Raw genomic sequence first — 19,596 nt, forward strand, 5'->3', positions numbered from 1 at the left:
CAGCTACCCATGGAAGCGGAAAAAACACCGTTAAATCTGACGTCAAGCGATCATGACAAATCATTGCTGGATCGGCAGAACCGATCACAGCCTGGAAGGAGCCTCGTTAATTTTCCGCTTAGAGATCGTAGTTCACGCGGAAATAGTAGTAGCCACCGTTAATGCCGAGCTGCGAGGTGCTCATGTAATATTGCGGCGCGCCGAGATAGCGGTTTCCATCAGGCACGCGGCTGGGATAGGCCGAGAAGATGTTGTTGCCGCCGATCGTGGCTGTCCAGCGGGGGGTGATCCGGTAGCTCACGTCCAGATTGGTCGTCCATTTCGGCTTGTTCTGGTATTCCAGAAAATGCGTCGTGCTGAACTGGTAGGGGCCGGGTGCATAGTAGGTGAGCTGGTTGGTCGTCTGGCCCCAGCGGATCTCATGCAGGCCGATGATCCACTTCGCATGGGTCCAGTTGCCACCGAAGATGATCTTGCTGCGCGGATAGGCCGTGGTCAGATAGGCAATCGAGGCCGCATTGAGCAGTGGCCCGCCGGTAAGCGGGTTGGTGGCCTGATGCGACAGGCGGGTACGGTTGAGGTTGATCGCTGCATCCCAGTCGATACGCCCGAAAGCGCCGAGCTTGGTCAGATAGGTGACAGTGATATCAAGTCCCTGCGTACGGGTGCTGGCCACATTGCCGAACCAGTTGGCGGTGATAGCGCTCTGATTCCATGTGCCGATATCGGATGGCAGCGCAAAACCATTGAGCTGCATGGCCTTGATTGCCGTCGCACCCGAGATATTGCCGCCCGGCATGATCCGGTCACGCATGTTGATCTGATAGATATCGGTCGTGACATGCAGGTTGCGGATCGGCTCGACAATGAACCCGCCTTCCGCATTGGTCGAGCGCTCGGGCTTGAGGCCAGACGACCCGTTGGCAAGTGCACCGGGCGAGCCTGCGCCGATCAACCCACGGGCTGCAGTCGGCGAGATATTGAGTGCCGAGTAGTATTTCTGGGCAAGCGTCGGTGCATGAAACCCGTTGCTGATCGTTCCACGCAGCGCGATTCGACGCGTAATGTCATAGCGCAACGAGACCTTGCCGTTCTGGGTGTTGCCTACATCGGTGTAATGCTCGTAGCGACCTGCCAGATCCAGCTGCAGCCCCTTGGCCAGATAGGTCGAGATATCAAGATAGCCTGCCGCCACGTCACGGCTGTAATTCCCTGCATTGCCGGGGTTCGTGCCCGCAAGCGCGTCCGATCCGTTGCCATAGAGTGAATCCGGCGAGCCCGTGCCGACCGAATAGCCCTCATACCGATAGGACGCGCCACCGGCGAAATTCACGCTGTGCGGCCAGCCACTGAACTCGAATTTGCGGCTGAAATCGAAATCATTCGTCCATTGCTGGTTATTGAAGCCCTGCACGTCAAACGAGGTGGGTGTGCGGCCCGTCGCCTTGTTGATCGAGAGGTTCACCGAGTTGATCAGACCGATATCGTCGTAATCGCGGCCATAGACGCTCGAAACGTCCCAGTGCCAGCCCTGGAAATCGCCCTTCACACCGGCCTTGAGCTCGAAATCATTCTCGTTCAGCGTCTCGACCGGCGAATACCCCCAAGGGTAGATCGCCTGATAACCGGGATAGGCGTTCAGCGACGAGGCCAGACGATAGTTCTGATAGGATTCGGCATGGCGATGGGCATAGGTGCCCAGAGCATAAAGCTGGATGTTGTCTGTCAGATCATATCCGGCATTGACCGCAACACTCTCGCGCGTCTGCTCGGGCTGGCTCAGGATGTTGTTCTGATAGGTACCCGTGCGGTTGTCGGCGGCGCTGCGATAGGTGTGATCCTGATGCACGAAATCGCCGCTGACATGCACAAAGCCCCGCGACCCAAGGCTTGCCCCGCCATCAAGATAGACACCCTGCTGAAAGCCATCGCCTTCGGAAGTGATGCCGGTGATGTTCTGGGCGTGAAAGCCGCGCGCCTGTTTCTTGAGAATAATATTGACCACACCGGCCACGGCGTCCGAGCCGTACTGGGCCGATGCGCCGTCGCGCAGCACCTCGACATGATCAATGGCCGACATCGGAATCATGTCGATATCGGATGCCGTCGACCCCTGCTGCGGGCCGGGGTTGGAATAGATATTGGCCGTGTTGTGGCGGCGCTTGCCATCGACCAGAACGAGCGTCTCGTTCGGGTTGAGGCCACGAAGGCTGATCGTGTCCGTCATCGCACCGGCATCGAAACCGGCTGTCGGTGTGGTGAGCGAGGGCAGCAGCAGCGCAAGCGCATCGCGCAGCGTGCCCTGACCTGTTGCCGCAATCTGCTTGTGCGAAATGATATCGAGCGGCGCGATCGCATCGCGCGCCTTCTTGCCAATCTCACGTGTACCGGTCACGACGATGGCTTCACTGCCACCATCGGCGTCGCCCGCCGTAACCGGCGCAGACTGGCGCGTGCGCAGCGCCTTGCTCTTGGCAGCAGGCTTTGCCGACCTGGCAGGCTGGGTCTTGTTTGCGGCGGGATGACTGACGCTGTCAGTCGCGGTTCCTGCTGTTGTCTGCGCCAATGCCTCGGCCCCGCAGGACATCAGGCACGTCGTGGCAATAAGGGACAGGATCCCCTTGCGTGCAACTGATGGCAGGAGAGACCGGGAGCGTACCAACATGATAAACCTTACCAATGATTCAGGATTAGCCTACTCCTCATTGGTCTGTTGCATATTGTCAACGGAGTGGGGGGTTTTGCGCAACAAATGCGCCGTTCTTGTTGAAAAAATGCAACAGAATTGTTTCGCCCTGCGGGGGCGCCGGGTCTTCCATCTGAAACGCCCGGTTTTCTGCAAGTGCCTTCATGATGCGCAACGGCCCGCCATGGGTCACCACGCGGCAGTTCTCCGCCCTGGACAGGAGATCGCGCCAGAAAGCCGTGACACGCGCGATGAGCGCCTCGACATTTTCTCCTCCGCCCGGTTGGTAACCGAACGGATCAGCGGCCCAGTCATCGAGCGCTTCTCGCGGGATGGCAGACCAGTTCTGACCCTCCCATGCGCCAAAATCCATTTCGAGCAACCGCGCATCGGTCTGAACAGGTGCCCCACCCGCCAGAAAGACGGCGGCGCGCTGACAGCGCTGCGCGGGTGAGGCATAAACCGCCCCCTGCCCGCCCCATCTTGTGACAAAGCGCTCCCAGCCTGGTGCGAGCGGCACGTCCCGCCTCCCGTAGCACTGCCCTTCAGTCCCCAGAACGGGCGGATGACGCGCCAGCAGAACTGAAAAAGATGCCTCTAGTCCCATCGAGACAGCACATGAAAAAACGTGCCTGACACCTGACCGCGCTGCGCGCCCGCCACGCCGAGATCGTTGCCTTCGCCATCCTGTAACCGGGCAAAAGCGGCATCGCTGCCGGGATCGGTCACTCGGGCATAATGAAACTCATGCCCGCGCAGCCTCGTCCCTTCCGCCCCCAGAACAGAAGACTGCAAAAGCTGCGCCTGACGATAACCGAGCGCCATCTTGCGCCTGGAGAAGGATGTCTCGTGAGACAGAAGCCCGAGCATGGCATGAGTCGTGCCTTCACTGTCTTCCAGCCCGGCCCCCAGCACCATGAACCCACCGCACTCTCCATGGATGGGTCGCGTCAGCGCGAAGCGGCGCATGCTCTCATGAAATGAAGTGGCCGCGGCCAGGGCTGCGGCATGCAGTTCGGGATAGCCTCCCGGCAGCCAGCAGCAATCGGCGCTTTCATCCGGCCCCTCATTACGCAGCGGCGAGAACGGGAGGATCTCGGCCCCTGCTTCACGCCATTCTTCCGCCAGATGCGCATAGAGAAAGGAGAAGGCGGCGTCGTCAGCCAGCGCTATGCGCTGCCCCGGCGGATTCACGAGTGAGGCCCCTTTGACGCCGGTTGCAGCGATCGGACGCGACAGGGCGAAAATGGCATCCAGATCGAGTTCAGCTTCCGCCTTGCTGGCAAGGGAGTCGAAAAACCCCGCCAGATCGCCCCGTTCACGGGCCTGAACCAGACCCAGATGGCGCTCTGGCAGCACGATTGATCGATCACGCCTGAACACGCCGCATAAAGGCTCTTTCAGCGCGGCGCGACAGAGTTTTTCGTGACGGTCAGAGGCGATGTTGTTCAGAATGACGCCCGCGACAGTAACTGTCTCGTCCCATTGCGACAGCCCCTGCGCGACGGCCCCCACGCTCTGCCCCTGCCCGCTCGTATCCAGCACGAGCAGAACCGGCATGGCAAAATGCGCGGCAATATCGGAGGCTGCACCGCGCTGCCCATCCGGCAACGCAAGCCCGTCGAACAGCCCCATCGAGGATTCCACGATCACCAGATCGACACCCTCCCCGGCACGGGCAAGACGGGATTCCAGCGCCGGCCCTGACATGGCCCAGCTATCGAGATTGGCGCAGGGCACGCCGGAAGCCTCCTGATGAAAGGCTGGGTCGATATAGTCCGGCCCTGTCTTCAACGCCCGCACCGACAGACCGCGACGCCGGAAGGCGCTCAGAAGCGCCAGCGTCACGGTTGTCTTGCCTGAACCCGAGCGGGGCGCTGCCACCATCAACACACGGCTCATGACGTGTCTCTCCTCTTGCGGGGCCTCATGACTCCAGTACCTGCGCAACGATATTGCGGCGCGACTGCCAGAGGCCGCGATCACGCAACGAGGCGAAACGCCTTTTCATATCCGACAGTGCTTGCGGGTTATGCGCCTCGAAGAATGCCAGCAGATCGTCATTTTCAAGCAGGGCGGCAAAAGCCAGATCGATCTGTCGGTCAAAGCGCGTGGGCAGGGTAGAAGCATAGCCCTCAAGCGCCATAACGCCACGGGCCATTTCTGCCGCGCCGCGATAACCATGGCGCATCATGCCCGCAATCCAGCGCTGGTTAGCGAGCCTGCCTCGGGTGATGCGGGCTACTTCCTGCGACACGTCGCGCAGTTTCGGCGTTTCCGGCTGGCTGGTGTCGCCATGGAGCAGCTTTGGCGTGTTGCCCAGCATCGCGGCGGCGGCAGCAAGGCCTCCCTCATGCGCGGCAGTATCGACACCATCGAGCAGATCGGTTTCTGCATGGTCCTGGATATGCAGCACCATCTCGGCGCGCCCCAGACGCGCGCGCAACCCCTCGGCATCAACCACTGCCTCGCGGTCGCCGCCATAACTCCATTGCGACCCGTCGAGATAAAGCTGACCAAGTTCATCGCGGGTCTGCCAGTTGCCCTCGGCCAGCGCGGCCTCGACCCCGGTACCATAAGCGCCGGGCGCCGCACCAAAAATGCGAGAAGCATCGGGATCACGTGTGAGCGGGTTCCATGCCTCGTCTTCCGCACGGGCCGCAACGGCGCGGGCGGCCTGATCGAAAAGCGCGATCAATCCCGGAAAGGCATCGCGAAACAGGCCTGAAATACGCAGGGTCACATCCACGCGGGGGCGGTCAAGTGTCGTGAGCGGCACGATCTCGAAGCCGGAAATCCGCCCGCTCGTCGCATCCCAGAGCGGCTGCACGCCCATAAGCAGAAAGGCGAGCGCCATATCCTCGCCCCCTGTGCGCAATGTGGCGCTGCCCCAGAGATCGAGCACGAGATGACGCAGATTCTCGCCTTCTTCCTGAAGATGGCGCGTCAGCAGCAGATCGGCGGTCTTGTGCGCCAGAATCAGCGCAGCGCGGCTTGGCAGCAGGCGCGGGTCGATGGTGGTGAGATTACGCCCTGTCGGCAGCACATCCAGACGCCCGCGTGTGGGGGCACCCGCAGGACCGGGCGGCACGAAACGCCCGTCCAGTGCGGCAAGCAGCGCCTGTCGCTCGGCCTGAGGGCAGGCATTGAGGCGGGAGGTGACGATATCAGAGGCTACTTGAGCGGATTCTGCCAGCATCTCGACCAGCGCGCCGTGACGGGGCGGCTGACAGCCGAACACGTGCAACCCGTCACGTATCTGGAGATCCTTCACATCGCAGAGATAGGCGTCGAGACGGGCCAGAGCTTCGGCCTCATCCGTCTCGCCGCCTGCCACGCCGCTTTCTGCCAGTACGCCGAGATCTGCGGCCCGATCGAGGATCTGGCGCCGCAGCAATGCCCCGCGCCGACGATCCAGCCCGTCGGCTTCGGCATATTCGTCGATCAGCCTTTCGAGATCGACCATGGCGCTATCGAGCCCGGCGCGCTGAACGGGTGGCGTCATATGGCCGATCATGACCGCGCCAAGACGTCTTTTGGCCGCAGAAGCCTCGCCTGGATTATTAACGATGAACGGATAGATGACAGGCACATCCCCAAGCAGCACAGGGGGCGCGCAGCTTTCGGACAACGCGACAGATTTGCCCGGCAGCCATTCCAGCGTGCCATGCGTGCCAAGATGGATCATGGCCGAAATTGCGCGTGTTGCGCGCAGCCAGAGATAGAAACCGATATAGGCATGGCAGGGGGGCACATCAGGATCGTGATACTGCGCCTTGCGCTCGCTTGCCCTGCCCCGCCCCGGTTGCAGCGCCACCACCATAGTGCCCAGTTCGACGAACCGGGCCTCGATGGGCTGAACCGGCGCGCCCCAGGCCGCGATGACCTTCTCACGAAACCCCTCGGGCAGAGCCTCGAATAAAAGGCGGTACGCTCCTGCTTCGAGAATACGCTGCATCGGCGCCTGACACAGCGCCTCGGGCAGGGCGGACGCCTCGACAGAGGTAATGGCATAACCAGCGTCCCGCAGCAGTGTCGTGATAGTCTCGACACTTGCAAACCCGTCGAGACCGACCGCATGGGCCGCCTGGCCTTCTGCACCGGGATAATCGGACAGAACGAGCGCTAGACGCCTTTCCGCCGGGCTTTGACGCGCCAGACGAAGCCAGCCCTGCACCTGCTGCACCATGAGCGCAATGCCCGGTGCATGGGCAACGCGTCTTGCAGGCAGGCCGGGCGCTGCCTCGTCGCGAAACGAAATCGGAGTGCCGGTCAGTCGGCCATCGAGTTCAGGCAACACACATTGCATCGCCAGATCCGATTGCGACAGGCCACGACCCGATTTCTGCCAGGCGACCAGGGTCGTGCTCGGCTGCAGGATCTGCACCACCGGCACCTGCGCCGCCTCAAGCACGGATGGGGTGCCGTCATCGCCACGCGCAGCGAAAAAGGTCGCATTGAGAATGATCTCCGGCGGCTCTTCCATCATCCAGCGATCAACAAAAGGCAGGACGCTCGGCGCACGGAGCGAGGCCACATAGATCAGGTCAACGCCAAGACCGGATTCATATAGCGCCTCGGCAAGGGCATCGACCCCGTCGAGATCGGCCGCGAGCAGGTGAGCGCGATAGAATACCAGCAGAACTCGGCTTGTCCGCTCTGTGCCAAGCCGACGATAGACACCGGCGGGCGGCAGGGCCTCGGCAATAGCGCCATCATCCGGCGCCAGCCCGGCAAGGCTGGCCATAAGGGTCAGGGCGCATCGCAGATTGCGGGCGCCCCCCTCACGAAACAGTCCGTCGAGACGCTCCCATTGCGCAATATCGACGTTCGACAGGGCTTTCAGCGCGGGGTTGGGCGTGGCCTCTCCCGTTATGAATGCCAGAGGAATGGACCGTGCACGACAAAGGGCGCGCAGTTCATCCACACCATAGCGCCAGTATTCGGTGCCCCCCAGAAGACGCACCACCACGCAACGCGCCCGGGCAATGGTCTGCTCGAGATAGAGATCGACCGACATCGGGTGGCGCAGGCGAGACAATGTGGCCACGCGCAGGCTGGGGTCCTGCGTGCCATGCACGGCACTCAGCCCGAGCAGATCGCTTTCGGAAAAAGACAGCAGAACGAGATCGGCGGGCTCATGACCGAGATCCTCGGCCATGGCCTGCCCGTCCAGATCATGCGTTTCCCGAAAGAGAAGATGCATGGCTCAGCCAGCGTCGAAGCTGTTTTGCACGGCAATTGGATCGAGCCCATGCAACCCGATCACGACCAGCCTGCCCTCGCCCTGCGCGGCATTGCCCCATGGTTCGAAGGCATGGCGGATGCGACTACCGACTGCCTGCACACCCAGCCGCAGCGATTTCCCGGCGATAGGCGCATAGCCCTTCATCCGCAGCACATCATGCGTCAGCGCCACATGCTCGAGGCGGGCGGTGAAACGCTCCACAGTTTCCTGCTCCCTGATGGGCAGAACAAAGCTCGTGAAATCGTCATGCTCGTGTTCGTCAGCGCCATCATGATGGGACGGGCGAGCAGCCAGATCATCTTCGGCAGCAGCAGAAAGGCCGAGCAGCACGGCGGGATCAACCTGACCTTCACGGGCGCGGATAACGCGCACGCGGCGCTTGCGACCAGCGAGAGCCGCCTCCACGCTGGCAAGCGCCGCCTCATCGAGAAGATCGGTCTTGTTCAGCACGACCAGATCGGCGGAATCGAGCTGATCCTCATAGACCTCCTCAAGCGGATTGTCGTGATCGAGTGACTCGTCTTCTTCACGCTGCTTCGCTACGGCCTCAGGGTCATCGGCAAAACGTCCTGCGGCCACCGCCGGACCATCGACAACGGTAATCACACCATCAACCGTCATGCGCGTGCGCACGCTCGGCCAGCCGAACGCCTTGAGCAAAGGCTTGGGCAAGGCAAGGCCCGATGTCTCGATCACGATATGCTCTGGCGGCTGCGGCCGATCGAGCAGCGCCTCCATGGTCGGGATGAAATCATCCGCCACGGTACAGCAAAGGCAGCCATTGGTGAGTTCGACGATATCTTCTTCCGGGCAGTTCGGAATGCTGCATCCACGCAGCGTCTCGCCATCAATGCCCAGCGAGCCGAATTCGTTGACGACGATGGCGATGCGACGACCATTGGACTGCGCGATCAGATGGCGCAGCAGCGTGGTCTTTCCGGCGCCAAGAAAGCCGGTGATGATGGTGACAGGAATCTTGCTCATGAGACGCTTTCCGGAACGGCATGTTGTGGGGCAGGAGCAGCAGGATTCTGGGCAGGAAAACGCCCCAGAATGATATCGCGCAGCGAGTCAGGCCGTCTGGATGGCATGACCGTGCCTGATGCCGAGCGACCATAGGCCTGCGCATAGACAAGCAGGTCTGGCGCCAGTTCAGGACTCAGCTGACCAAGCAGCCATGACCATTTTCCCGGCATGGAGAGAGTCGCGGTGCAGCCCTGCCGGCAGGCAGCGAGACAGCGCACGCTCTCGACTGCGACCAGATCAGGATCTGCCAGTTCGATCAGGGCATCATGCAGGGCCTGCCCGCCTGAGGCGCAGGTCTGGCAGACATGAAAAACGGGTTTGGGCTGCGCGTTCATGACAATCCGGGCTTTTTGCTCATCCCCGCAACAGGGGCCGAAAACAAGGCGCAGTGATGATTGCCGGCGCATGCACCGACCTGTCGCATTCGACAAAATGCAATCCGTCACGATCCGGGCACCCCGCCGGTCCATGAAATCAGCGAACTGACGGCAGGTCTCCTGGCTTGTGATGCCGGTCTCCCGAAATTCCTGCCCCCTTCCCGGAAGAGTTCCAGTGGGATCGTGGCAGGGGTTTGACATCACCTACAGTTGCGGGGGCAGCGCGGGACTGGGGCATCTCTGCCCGGACCCGCTTCCCTTTTCACCCCTTGCGAGGCACCGTCACGCCTGTCCTAGCAGGTTTCGAACACGCCATGCAAAGCGCGAGGCCCTGCCGGTCGATGCATTATTTCCATCTTGAAACATCATGTCTGCCCCCGACATCATGGCGGTCTGGCTCCATGATACGAACGAGGGATGACCCCCATGCCGCATCTTCTCGTTGTCGATGACGATCAGGATATCCTGACGCTGTTGACCAGCTTTCTGCGTAAGCACCAGTACCGCGTCTCGACGGCGGAAGATGGTGAGGCCATGTTCGCCCTGCTTGAGGCCCAGCCGGTCGATCTCGTGATTCTCGATATCATGCTGCGCAATGAAGACGGGTTCAGCCTCTGCCAGCGCCTGCGAACAACATCGCGCCTGCCGGTCATCATGCTTTCGGCAATGGCTGACCATACCGATCGCGTGGTGGGGCTCGAAATCGGCGCTGATGACTATCTGACCAAGCCTTTCGACCAGCGCGAGCTGCTGGCCCGCGTCAAGGCCGTGCTGCGGCGCACCGTCGACCCGGTTACTCCCAGTTCGCCATCGACGCGACCGGTCCTGTGCTTCGGGGGCTGGCAGCTTGACGTGGCCCGCCGTGAGTTGCGGTCGAGTGAAAACGCACTCGTCATGCTGTCAGGCGGCGAGTTCGACCTGTTGCTTTCCTTTGCCGAGCATCCCCAGCGTGTGCTGACACGCGACCAGTTGATGGACATGGCACGCGGCCCCGATCATGCCGCCTTTGACCGCAGTATCGATGTTCAGGTCAGCCGGTTGCGCCACAAGCTCGAGACCGATCCGAAAAATCCCAGCCTCATTCGCACCGTGCGCAATGGCGGCTACATGTTTGCCACGACGGTCAGACGCGCATGAGCCGAAACCTGTTTCTGGACGACACGATCACGCGTCGTCTGATCGTGACCGTGGCGCTAGCTGCCGGGGTCACCCTGCTGTTGCTTGAACTCTTCTTCCTGTTTGGCGGCCGCTGGACCAAACCGGATATTCAGGAGACCGGACTCCCCGCCCAGGTAGCCACCGTCATCCGCATGACCCAGGCTGCCCCTGCCGCGTCACGACAGGCCCTGACACAAGCTGCGGCGACCGACCAGCTTCGTTTTGGCTGGTATCCCTCCGGCTCGGCCATTGCCACGGCTTTGCTGCATGGACAGTACCGCCCCGCCGAGATCGAACAGGGCTGGGAGTTCCTCAAACCCTATCTGGCGCATCGGCCCGAGAGGCTTGCCGTCTTTCAGGTAGACAATCCGGTCTCGCAACTGCCCGGCCTGCCTTATGACCCCTCGGTTTTTCACGATTCCTATTTTGCGGCGCTGCAATGCGACGACGGAAGCTGGATCCTATGTGTCGCGCTGCAGCGTTTCTGGGGTCTCTATGCCTTTGAACGTCTCTGTCTCGAAGCCGTGCTGCTGTCGCTGTGGATCATCGCTGTTTCCGCCATCGCCTCGCGCCAACTCTCACGCCCGATCGAACATCTGGCCTATGGCGTGCGTAATCTGGGTGCACAGCCCCGCCTGATGCCGCTCAGTGAAGAAGGCCCACGTGAGATCCGGCTGGTGGTGGAAACGATCAACGCAATGCAGGCGCAGATACGCAAATTCGTTACCGACCGCACCACCATGCTCGCAGCCATTTCCCATGATCTGCGAACCCCGCTCACCCGTATCCGGCTGCGCGGTGAATTCATCGACGATACGGACCAGCAGAAGCTGCTGTTTCGCGATGTCGATGAAATGCAGGCCATGATCGACGGCGCGTTGTCCTTCTTTCGTGACGATGCTTCACGCGAGGAAAACACGATGTTCGATCTGTCGAACCTGCTTCAGACAATCGCCTATGACTATACCGATCAGGGTCATGACGTGCGCTTCGTCGGACCAGACAGAACGGGATATAACGGGCCTCCTTATGCGCTGCGTCGTGTGTTTTCCAATCTTGTCGAAAATGCCATCAAATATGCCACCGCGCCGCAGATCGTGCTTTCACCGGCGCCGGATGGCAGCGCGACCATCATCGTGAGGGATAATGGGCCGGGCTTGCCGGAAGCGGCTCTGCAGACTGTCTTCGAACCCTATTTCCGCCTCGATAAATCGCGCAATCGCCAGACGGGGGGCGTTGGGCTCGGTCTAACCTCTGCCCGCACGATCATACGCGCGCTGGGGGGCGATATTGCCATGAATAATCGGGAGCAAGGCGGGCTCGATGTCTGCGTTTCCCTGCCGGGGCCCCGTTAATTCGCCCTTTGTTTCAGCTTTCATATAGTCGGGACATCACCCTGAAAAATCACGCGGGCATCAGAGACTGATCAGACGCAGCCTTCATGCGGGGCTTCGTTTTCCCTCTCACAGGTAAAGCCCGCCATGCCCCCTCAGCTTTCTTGCCGCCTTCCGGCGCAACGCCTTGTGTCCCTGCTCTTCTCCTGCACCGGCGTCCTGCTTCTGGCGGGCTGTGCCGGGCAGAAAACAACCCGGACCGGTTTTATCGCACCGGAAACCTACGGGCAGATGACTCACCCCAAGGGCCATACGGACGATCTTGTCTATATTGCGCCCGGCCTGCATCCGGGGGGCTATCGTTATGCGGTGATTGATCCGGTTCTGTGGCACCCCGTGCGCAATGCTCCGGTGCTCAAGCCCGACATACAGGCCCGTATGACCGGAGCCTTCGAAGCCGAACTACGCAAGACTTTGGGCGAAGATTTCCAGATCCTGCCTGCAGGTCCAGTGGCCATGATGCCCCATGGCACTCTGAGGATCAGCGCGGCCATCACCAATCTGCGCCGCAGCAAATGGTACTATAATGCCCTGCCGATCGTGGCCGGATTTGCTGCCGGTGCAGCGGGTGGCGGCCTGCCACCCATTCCACCGCCAGCCCCCGGCGGAGCAAGCGAGGAACTGATCGCCACCGATGCCGCAACCGGTGCGCCGGTTCTGGCCATCGCGACCTATAATAACGGGATGCCGTGGAACATGGTCGGCCAGTGGCTGCCCTATGCCCATGCACGACGCGCTTTTCATCTGGCGGCCTTGCTGATGAAAGAAGAGGTGCTCAAGACGGGTCTGGCCTCTGCCTCTCCTGCCTATGTCGGAGGAAAAAGCCCCTCATGAGCCCTTTTCGCCTCACTTTGCGCCGCCACTGGCCCCTGCTCGGCCTGTTTGTCGATCGCCATGCGCTGATGGCCATCGAAACCTGCCTTGCGCTGGTTTTCACCCCTCGCCCGCCTGAGGGCGGTGAATGAATGCATAATAATCCGGGGTCTCTCTTCGCAAGGAAAGAGACCCCGTTTCCCGATCAGGCGCTCAGGCTCATTTCCTGATCCCGGGCATCTGCGTCGACCAGATAGGGGCCGCCCTCCACAATCTGGATCGCGAGCATGGAGACCGTGTCTCTTGCCCCAAGATCGAGCTCGAGCAAGGCATTGCCGTTGGTCCAGCGGCAGGGGCAGGCGTCGCTTCCGAGCCAGCCATCCAGCGCCTCGCCGGAGAGATGTCGAGTCAGTTCCACCGTCTCCGTGGCATCGAACAGCGTGATGCTGCCGACCAGAACGCCCAGCAGACGACGATCATCCACATAGGGACCAATCGCGTCACAGGGGCGGCTTGCCCGCGAGCACAGCCGCACGCTTTGCGTACCGGGCGGGATCATGAACGTCACTTGGTCCTTGTTCTCGCGCAGCTTGCGGATGATCTTGCCTTTCTCGGTCATGAGATGGAGATCGGCATCCATCGTCATTTCCGGTGTGGTCAGGCGGCTTTCCGTCCCGAGATGGATGGCACGTGCAAGCAGGTCGTTGAACAGGGGCTCAACCGCATCACGCGCAACAAGCAGCGGAGCGGCGGCGTCCTGCTCCCATGTCTTTGCCTGGCCCGGGAGACGTTTGACAGCACCCGGCTGGGCGAAGGTCCGGGCATTGCCGGTATCGAGATAGCTCTCCGTCAGGGCACCGTCGGCCCAGATGACAGCATGATGCTCGGTTTCGATATGATAGTAATGATAGGTCGTGATGCTGGTATCGCTGAAGATGGTGCGCCCATTGACCAGCATACGCACCGGCACAAAACCGCCACCGAGATACAGGCAATGCTCTGCCGTCACGAGAAGGTCCTTGTGCGGCATGTTTTCAGCCAGAGCATTCCTAAGAATGCGGACAGGATAATCGGCAAGATTGGCTGACAGGCTGTGGCTGACCGTCTTCTCCTTTTCACCCACCCAGGTAACGCGGCGCAGAACAGCCTCCTGTGTCTGCGGATCGAAAGTCAGGATCTCATCACCGATCCTGATATCCTCAACTGCCGTTTCACCCTCTGCCGTACGGATCATCGTGCCAGCAAGGAAGCAGACATCTGCCGCGCCGTAGATCGTAACCGTTGCACCGCTGCCCAGATTGAGGGGCGGCACCAGGGTCGCACCGCTGGAAACGGTGAGGGTCGTGTTCGAAAGATTGACCCCCGAGATCGATCCCCCGCCCAGAACTGTAACGGAGTCATTGCCGTTATAGGTCGTATAGAACGTGTCATTGACGGATTTGCCGCCCGAAGAAATAGTCGTTGCTTCGGAGTTGCCATAATTATTGGACGTGACCCCCCCGGACGCCACGTTCAGATAGCCGTTGTTCAGGGTGGAGTTCTGGAGCACGCCTCCGGCCATGACGTTGACCACAGGCCAGCCACTACGCCCGGCCAAAAGACCATCGACCACAGCCCCCGACATGACATTGAGCGTAGCATTTTCGAGATAGACCGGCCCTGAGATCGAGACACTGCCGCTCTGGTAATAGGTAACGCCACCACTATTGACTGCAGACCATACGCCCCCAGTCAGATAGGCCCCCGTCGCCAGTGAATGCGATGTCACAACGCCTGAGTCGATCGTCACATTACTGGTGGTGAAATTGACCTGCTTGTTGCCTGAGATCACCACACCCATCTGATCGGCCTTGATGCTGGTGAGCAGCGACCCCGTAAGGGCACTCAAGGTCATGCCTGACGTGACCATACTGCCTGTCAGACTTGCACCGGCAGCAGCAGAAATAACCGCGGTGTGGCCATTGGTCGCATAGAAATCGTCATCGATAGACTGGGCGCCCGAGGCATAGGTCGCCTTATCGGCATTGAACGCATTGCCGGAAGTATATCCCCCCGCAGCAACCGTCAGATTCCCCCAATTTACCGTCGAATTGATCAGCTTGCCGCCATTCATGACGGTGATGGTCGGGGTACCGCCGGCAGCACCAGCAAGCAGACCCGAAACTGTTGCCCCTGAGGTGATGACGAGGGTGGATGTCTCACCCATGACGATGGGGCCGCTGACCGTGACCGTACCGCTTTGATAGACTGTCTGGCCGCCGACATTGACGGCGCTCCAGACTTCTCCGCCGAGCGTTACCTGCTTGTAGCGCTGATCGGCTGTGGCCGGATTGGAGGTGATGGTCGTTGCAGAACCGACATTGGCCCCGGGCTGTATCTGGATCGTGCCACCTGAAAGGTTGTGGAATGACCCCAATGTCGCACCGCTCGATACCGTCAGGGTCGTGTTGGAGACATTTACCCCTGTAATACTGCCACCGCTCAGAACCGTTACCGAGTCATTTCCACCATAGTTGGTATAGAAATTATCGTTTACGGAGCTGCCGCCCGCCGAAATCGTTGTCTGTTCCGAGTTGCCGTTATTGCCGGAGGTATAACCACCGGACTGAACGATGAGATAACCATTGTTCAGCGTGGAGTTGATCAGCTTTCCACCGGCCAGCACATTGACCGTCGGAATGCCATTCTGGCCCTGAAGAAGTCCGTCAACGACCGCGCCGGACGTGATATTCAACGTTCCATTATCAAAGAAGACCGGACCGGAAATCGATACGCTGCCGCTCTGATAATACGTAACACCGCCACTATTGACGGCATTCCAGACACCGCCTGTGATCAGTGCACCTGTCGCCACACCATGGCTGGTCACCACCGTGTCACTGATGGTGATGTTGCTGGTCGTGAAATTGACCGCCTTGCCACCCGAATACACGGCAGCAGACGCATCAGCCTTGATGTCTGACAAGCTCGCACCGGAAATCGCGCTCAGCGTCATGCCCGAAGTGAACGTGACGTTGGCCATCTGCGCGCCGGCAAGGGCGGAAACCACGCCGGTCGATCCCCCTGTGGCGTAATAATCATCAGCGACCGAACTACCACCGGCAGCAAGCGTCACACTATCGCCGCTGAATGCATTGCCGCTGGTCACGCCTCCACTACTTACGGTGACACTGCCTTTGTTAATGGTTGAGTGTGCGAGCGTCCCACCACTCATCACAACCACATTGGGGCTTCCTCCCGTGCCTGCGCCGAGAATACCGGAGGCTGTCGCACCAGCTGTAACGATAAGCGTCGTCGCGCCACCCAGAACAATCGGCCCATCAACGACAATGGCCCCGCTCTGGTAGCGCGTGACCCCACTGACATTGACGGCGCTCCATACCTCGCCGTTGAGAGCCACCTGAGTGTAGCGCTGTGCCGCTGTATGAGGATCTGCAGCCATTTCTCGATATCCGCTCCAAAGGACATTGCACCCCCGGAATACAGATCGATCTGATCAAGTATACAACGAGAGTTTGCAAAAGGAAAAATTCGTTAGAACAACATCTTGCTGACACCATTCGTTAACTATTTCAAGAGATATCCATTCCGTTAAAATTTCCCCAAAATACGTCCCATAAATTTAATGGCCATCAAATTTTGTTAATAAATAATAAAAACTATATTTCCGCATTAGATAATTCATATTGTGGGTTTTGCGATATTTTCCTAGAAACAGAAATCACGACAAGGTGTTTGCCAAATACAAGCTGAGAAGGGTTGTTTTTCGTGGAAACACGATTCTCGTGATTCGCGAGCAGGAATTTCCCCGATGAGAAGCATTCGGGTCTGCCCCATTTTTACCAGATGGCGCTCAGCGCTTCATCCACGCCAGTTTTCCCCTCCTGCGACGCTCGACGAGCCTCCCGCTGCAAGCAAGCGGCTCAATTTCAGCCATACGAAACGTTAATCACGTTTCCGACAACGTTTCATTTCGTTATTTATCACACAACAATGAGATGATTATATCATGATGTGTGACGATTCGGGCGAAGCCCTTGCGCCCCTGCGTGACGAGACGTTCTGGAGGAACATTCGACGCCTATCTGCCGATGATGGCTGTCATCCGGCTGTTCTCCCCCGCCGAAGTGTCTGCACAAACCGACACTCGCGGCACAAACCCTCAATCGGCTCCTGCGGCGTCATGACCACGCGGCAGACCGTTACCTGGACATTTCGCGCCATGACCAAAATCCGTACTGGCCTTGTCTGCTTATCTCTGGCCACGACCTGTCTTTTCGGTATCGTAACACCTGCTACGGTATCGGCTGAAGAGAAGCCGGTTGTCGGCATTGCCATGCCCACCAAATCTTCCGCCCGCTGGATTGCCGATGGCAACAACATCGTGAAAACCCTGCAATCGCGCGGCTATCGTACCGATCTGCAATATGCTGATGACGATATTCCCAATCAGGTCTCCCAGGTCGAGAACATGGTCGCCAAAGGCGACAAGGTGCTCGTGATTGCCGCCATCGATGGCACGACCCTCTCAGACACATTGCACAAGGCAGCGCAGCGCGGCGTCAGGGTAGTGGCCTATGACCGTCTCATCCGTAATTCACCCGATGTAAGCAATTACGCCACATTCGATAATTTTCAGGTCGGCGTGCTGCAGGCCAGCTCACTCACCAAGGCTCTTGGCCTGCCAGAGGCAAAGGGGCCATTCAATATCGAGCTTTTTGGCGGATCACCCGATGATAACAACGCCTATTTCTTCTTCAACGGCGCAATGTCGGTGCTCAAACCCTATCTGGACAGCGGTAAGCTCGTCATTCCCTCCGGTCAGAAAACCATGGAGAAAGTCTCTACCCTGCGCTGGGATGGCTCAACTGCTCAGGCGCGTATGGATAATCTGCTGAGCGCCTATTACACCGACCGTCATCTTGACGCCGTTCTGTCGCCTTATGATGGCATTTCAATCGGCATCATCTCGTCGCTCAAAGGGGTAGGCTATGGCAGCGGCGACACGAAGATGGCCTATGTCAGCGGCCAGGACTGCGAAATTCCGTCAGTCAAATCGATCATGGCAGGCGACCAGTATTCCTCGATATTCAAGGATACGCGCAAACTCGCTGCCGTAACCGCTGACATGGTCGATGCCATGCTTGCAGGCAAGACCGTGCCGGTGAACGATACGAAATCCTATAATAACGGCGTCAAGATCGTACCAGCCTATCTGCTCACCCCGGTTGTGGTGACCAAGACCAATATCCGCCCCACCCTGATCGATAGCGGTTACTATACCGCCAGCCAGATCGAGTAGCGCCATGAACCCGATCCTTGAAATGCAGGCCATCGCGAAACGGTTCGGCCCCGTTACAGCTTTGAGTGATGTCAGCTTTTCCGTCGAACCGGGCGAAATTCATGCGCTATGCGGTGAAAACGGCGCCGGCAAATCGACACTCATGAAAATCCTGAGCGGGGTCTACCCCGCCGGGAGTTATGACGGCCAAATTGTCTTTGACGGCGAAGCACGCCGCTTTGCCGATATCAACAGTTCCGAAGCACTCGGCATCATCATCATCCATCAGGAACTGGCGCTGATCCCGCTTCTTTCGGTGCAGGAAAACATTTTCATCACCCATCCGCCGGGCCGTTACGGCGTAATTGATCGCGATACAGCAAGAACCCGTGCCCGGGATCTGATGCGTCAGGTCGGCCTTACCGAAGACCCCGAAACCCTTGTCACCCATCTCGGGGTAGCCAAACAGCAGCTTGTCGAAATCGCCAAGGCGCTCTCGAAAAAGGTGCGCTTGCTTATCCTCGACGAGCCGACCGCCAGCCTCAATGAACGCGACAGTGCGGCTCTGCTCGACCTGCTTCTGGCCTTCAAGGCAGAAGGGCTCTCCTCCATCCTGATCTCGCACAAGCTCAACGAGATTTCCCGCGTTGCAGACCGCATCACGGTGCTGCGCGACGGACGCAGTGTGGGGACGATCGACTGCCGCAATGGCCCTGCCGATGAGGATCAGATCATCCGGCTGATGGTCAATCGCGATCTAGAGCATCGCTATCCTGCCCATACACCGCAGATCGGTGAGAAGCTGATGACGGTTGAAGACTGGTCGGTATGGCACCCGCTCCATCCTGACAGGCAGGTCATTCGCCATGTCGATTTCCATGTCAGCGCCGGAGAAATCGTCGGCATTGCGGGGCTGATGGGCGCGGGGCGTACGGAATTCGCCATGAGTCTGTTCGGCCGATCATACGGCACCCGCATCAGCGGCAGGGTGACGATGCACGACAAGCCTGTCGATGTTTCGACAGTCAGCCGGGCCATCAGGGCGGGTCTCGCTTACGTCACCGAAGATCGCAAGGAGCTGGGTCTGCATCTGAACAATGAGATCCGCCACAACATCTCGCTTGCCGAATTGCGTGGTATCGCAAAAAACGGGGTGATCGACGAAATTGCCGAACTGCGCATCGCCCAGGATTATCGCGACAGGATGCGTATCCGTTCGCCCGACGTGCAGCAGGCGGCTGGCAGACTTTCGGGCGGCAATCAGCAGAAAGTCGTCCTCTCGAAATGGCTCTTTACCAATCCTGATGTGCTTATTCTCGACGAGCCAACACGCGGGATCGACGTCGGGGCCAAATACGAAATCTATGCCCTGATCCAGCAGATGGCCGATAGCGGTCGTGGCTGCGTGGTGATCTCTTCGGAAATGCCTGAACTGCTCGGTATCTGCGACCGTATCTGCGTCATGAATGAAGGGCGCTTTGTCGGTGAATTCACCCGTGAAGACGCCACACAGGAAAAGATCATGCGCGCCATTATCCGCAGCACCAGCGCGCCCCTCCCCATTTCCTCCATACCCAGCGAGGCGACCAACCTCGCCTTGGGAGTGTGACCCA

General features: G+C 59.5%; 13 protein-coding genes and 1 riboswitch. Of the genes, 6 read left to right on the top strand and 7 right to left on the bottom strand.

What is annotated here, in order from left to right:
• Positions 1 to 118: 118 nt before the first annotated feature.
• The 6 genes from IEV53_RS07815 to IEV53_RS07840 form a co-directional block, all read right to left on the bottom strand.
• Positions 119 to 2,587 carry a TonB-dependent receptor plug domain-containing protein gene (locus IEV53_RS07815; RefSeq protein WP_188426200.1) on the bottom strand — a complete coding sequence of 823 codons (2,469 nt, stop codon included), beginning with the start codon at positions 2,585 to 2,587 and terminating at the stop codon, positions 119 to 121.
• A 136-nt stretch (positions 2,588 to 2,723) separates the two neighbouring features.
• Positions 2,724 to 3,293 (bottom strand): histidine phosphatase family protein, encoded by a 570-nt coding sequence (locus IEV53_RS07820; RefSeq protein WP_188426201.1) that lies wholly within the window; start codon positions 3,291 to 3,293, stop codon positions 2,724 to 2,726.
• Complete coding sequence (locus tag IEV53_RS07825) at positions 3,284 to 4,588, bottom strand: cobyrinate a,c-diamide synthase (protein WP_229719758.1); 1,305 nt, start codon at positions 4,586 to 4,588, stop codon at positions 3,284 to 3,286. Before IEV53_RS07825 ends, IEV53_RS07820 begins: the two co-directional genes overlap by 10 nt.
• A gap of 25 nt (positions 4,589 to 4,613) precedes the next feature.
• Positions 4,614 to 7,892: a cobaltochelatase subunit CobN gene (gene cobN / locus IEV53_RS07830; protein ID WP_188426202.1), complete on the bottom strand. Its 3,279-nt coding sequence runs from the start codon at positions 7,890 to 7,892 to the stop codon at positions 4,614 to 4,616.
• Between the two features lie 3 nt (positions 7,893 to 7,895).
• Positions 7,896 to 8,918: a cobalamin biosynthesis protein CobW gene (gene cobW / locus IEV53_RS07835; protein WP_188426203.1), complete on the bottom strand. Its 1,023-nt coding sequence runs from the start codon at positions 8,916 to 8,918 to the stop codon at positions 7,896 to 7,898.
• Complete coding sequence (locus tag IEV53_RS07840) at positions 8,915 to 9,295, bottom strand: DUF1636 family protein (protein ID WP_188426204.1); 381 nt, start codon at positions 9,293 to 9,295, stop codon at positions 8,915 to 8,917. Before IEV53_RS07840 ends, cobW begins: the two co-directional genes overlap by 4 nt.
• Before the next feature lie 135 nt (positions 9,296 to 9,430).
• A riboswitch (cobalamin riboswitch) is annotated at positions 9,431 to 9,636 on the bottom strand.
• Positions 9,637 to 9,754: 118 nt separating this feature from the next.
• On the opposite strand from IEV53_RS07840, the gene IEV53_RS07845 reads away from it, so the two are divergent.
• The 4 genes from IEV53_RS07845 to IEV53_RS14910 all read left to right on the top strand — a co-directional run bounded on the left by IEV53_RS07845 (position 9,755) and on the right by IEV53_RS14910 (position 12,854).
• Positions 9,755 to 10,474, top strand: coding sequence for a response regulator (locus IEV53_RS07845; RefSeq protein ID WP_194408583.1), 720 nt, complete (start codon positions 9,755 to 9,757; stop codon positions 10,472 to 10,474).
• Complete coding sequence (locus tag IEV53_RS07850; RefSeq protein WP_188426206.1) at positions 10,471 to 11,850, top strand: ATP-binding protein; 1,380 nt, start codon at positions 10,471 to 10,473, stop codon at positions 11,848 to 11,850. Before IEV53_RS07845 ends, IEV53_RS07850 begins: the two co-directional genes overlap by 4 nt.
• A 126-nt stretch (positions 11,851 to 11,976) precedes the next feature.
• Complete coding sequence (locus IEV53_RS07855) at positions 11,977 to 12,723, top strand: DUF3313 family protein (protein ID WP_188426207.1); 747 nt, start codon at positions 11,977 to 11,979, stop codon at positions 12,721 to 12,723.
• The gene (locus IEV53_RS14910) at positions 12,720 to 12,854 is read left to right on the top strand and encodes a hypothetical protein (RefSeq protein ID WP_264784125.1); all 135 of its coding nucleotides are present in this window, start codon (positions 12,720 to 12,722) and stop codon (positions 12,852 to 12,854) included. Before IEV53_RS07855 ends, IEV53_RS14910 begins: the two co-directional genes overlap by 4 nt.
• Before the next feature lie 53 nt (positions 12,855 to 12,907).
• Here the strand turns inward: IEV53_RS14910 and IEV53_RS07860 are convergent, their stop codons facing one another.
• Positions 12,908 to 16,144, bottom strand: a complete 3,237-nt coding sequence (locus tag IEV53_RS07860) for a Hint domain-containing protein (RefSeq protein ID WP_188426208.1) — start codon at positions 16,142 to 16,144, stop codon at positions 12,908 to 12,910.
• A 780-nt stretch (positions 16,145 to 16,924) separates the two neighbouring features.
• Between IEV53_RS07860 and chvE the strand changes: the two genes are divergently transcribed.
• Both chvE and mmsA read left to right on the top strand, forming a co-directional pair.
• On the top strand, positions 16,925 to 18,004 hold the full coding sequence (gene chvE, locus IEV53_RS07865; RefSeq protein WP_188426209.1) for a multiple monosaccharide ABC transporter substrate-binding protein: 1,080 nt from the start codon (positions 16,925 to 16,927) through the stop codon (positions 18,002 to 18,004).
• A 4-nt stretch (positions 18,005 to 18,008) separates the two neighbouring features.
• Positions 18,009 to 19,592: a multiple monosaccharide ABC transporter ATP-binding protein gene (mmsA, locus tag IEV53_RS07870; RefSeq protein WP_188426210.1), complete on the top strand. Its 1,584-nt coding sequence runs from the start codon at positions 18,009 to 18,011 to the stop codon at positions 19,590 to 19,592.
• Positions 19,593 to 19,596 lie beyond the last annotated feature (4 nt).

Source organism: Asaia siamensis, from assembly GCF_014635085.1.
GTDB classification, from domain to species: Bacteria; Pseudomonadota; Alphaproteobacteria; order Acetobacterales; family Acetobacteraceae; genus Asaia; species Asaia siamensis.

What these genes read in the sequence shown, in the direction of transcription:
- IEV53_RS07840 (WP_188426204.1), bottom strand. Translation starts at nt 9,295, where the DNA reads ATGAACGCGCAGCCCAAACCCGTTTTTCATGTCTGCCAGACCTGCGCC.
- IEV53_RS07855 (WP_188426207.1), top strand. Translation starts at nt 11,977, where the DNA reads ATGCCCCCTCAGCTTTCTTGCCGCCTTCCGGCGCAACGCCTTGTGTCC.
- IEV53_RS07825 (WP_229719758.1), bottom strand. Translation starts at nt 4,588, where the DNA reads ATGAGCCGTGTGTTGATGGTGGCAGCGCCCCGCTCGGGTTCAGGCAAG.
- cobN (WP_188426202.1), bottom strand. Translation starts at nt 7,892, where the DNA reads ATGCATCTTCTCTTTCGGGAAACGCATGATCTGGACGGGCAGGCCATG.
- IEV53_RS07860 (WP_188426208.1), bottom strand. Translation starts at nt 16,144, where the DNA reads ATGGCTGCAGATCCTCATACAGCGGCACAGCGCTACACTCAGGTGGCT.
- IEV53_RS07850 (WP_188426206.1), top strand. Translation starts at nt 10,471, where the DNA reads ATGAGCCGAAACCTGTTTCTGGACGACACGATCACGCGTCGTCTGATC.
- cobW (WP_188426203.1), bottom strand. Translation starts at nt 8,918, where the DNA reads ATGAGCAAGATTCCTGTCACCATCATCACCGGCTTTCTTGGCGCCGGA.
- IEV53_RS07820 (WP_188426201.1), bottom strand. Translation starts at nt 3,293, where the DNA reads ATGGGACTAGAGGCATCTTTTTCAGTTCTGCTGGCGCGTCATCCGCCC.
- IEV53_RS07845 (WP_194408583.1), top strand. Translation starts at nt 9,755, where the DNA reads ATGACCCCCATGCCGCATCTTCTCGTTGTCGATGACGATCAGGATATC.
- mmsA (WP_188426210.1), top strand. Translation starts at nt 18,009, where the DNA reads ATGAACCCGATCCTTGAAATGCAGGCCATCGCGAAACGGTTCGGCCCC.
- IEV53_RS14910 (WP_264784125.1), top strand. Translation starts at nt 12,720, where the DNA reads ATGAGCCCTTTTCGCCTCACTTTGCGCCGCCACTGGCCCCTGCTCGGC.
- IEV53_RS07815 (WP_188426200.1), bottom strand. Translation starts at nt 2,587, where the DNA reads ATGTCCTGCGGGGCCGAGGCATTGGCGCAGACAACAGCAGGAACCGCG.
- chvE (WP_188426209.1), top strand. Translation starts at nt 16,925, where the DNA reads ATGACCAAAATCCGTACTGGCCTTGTCTGCTTATCTCTGGCCACGACC.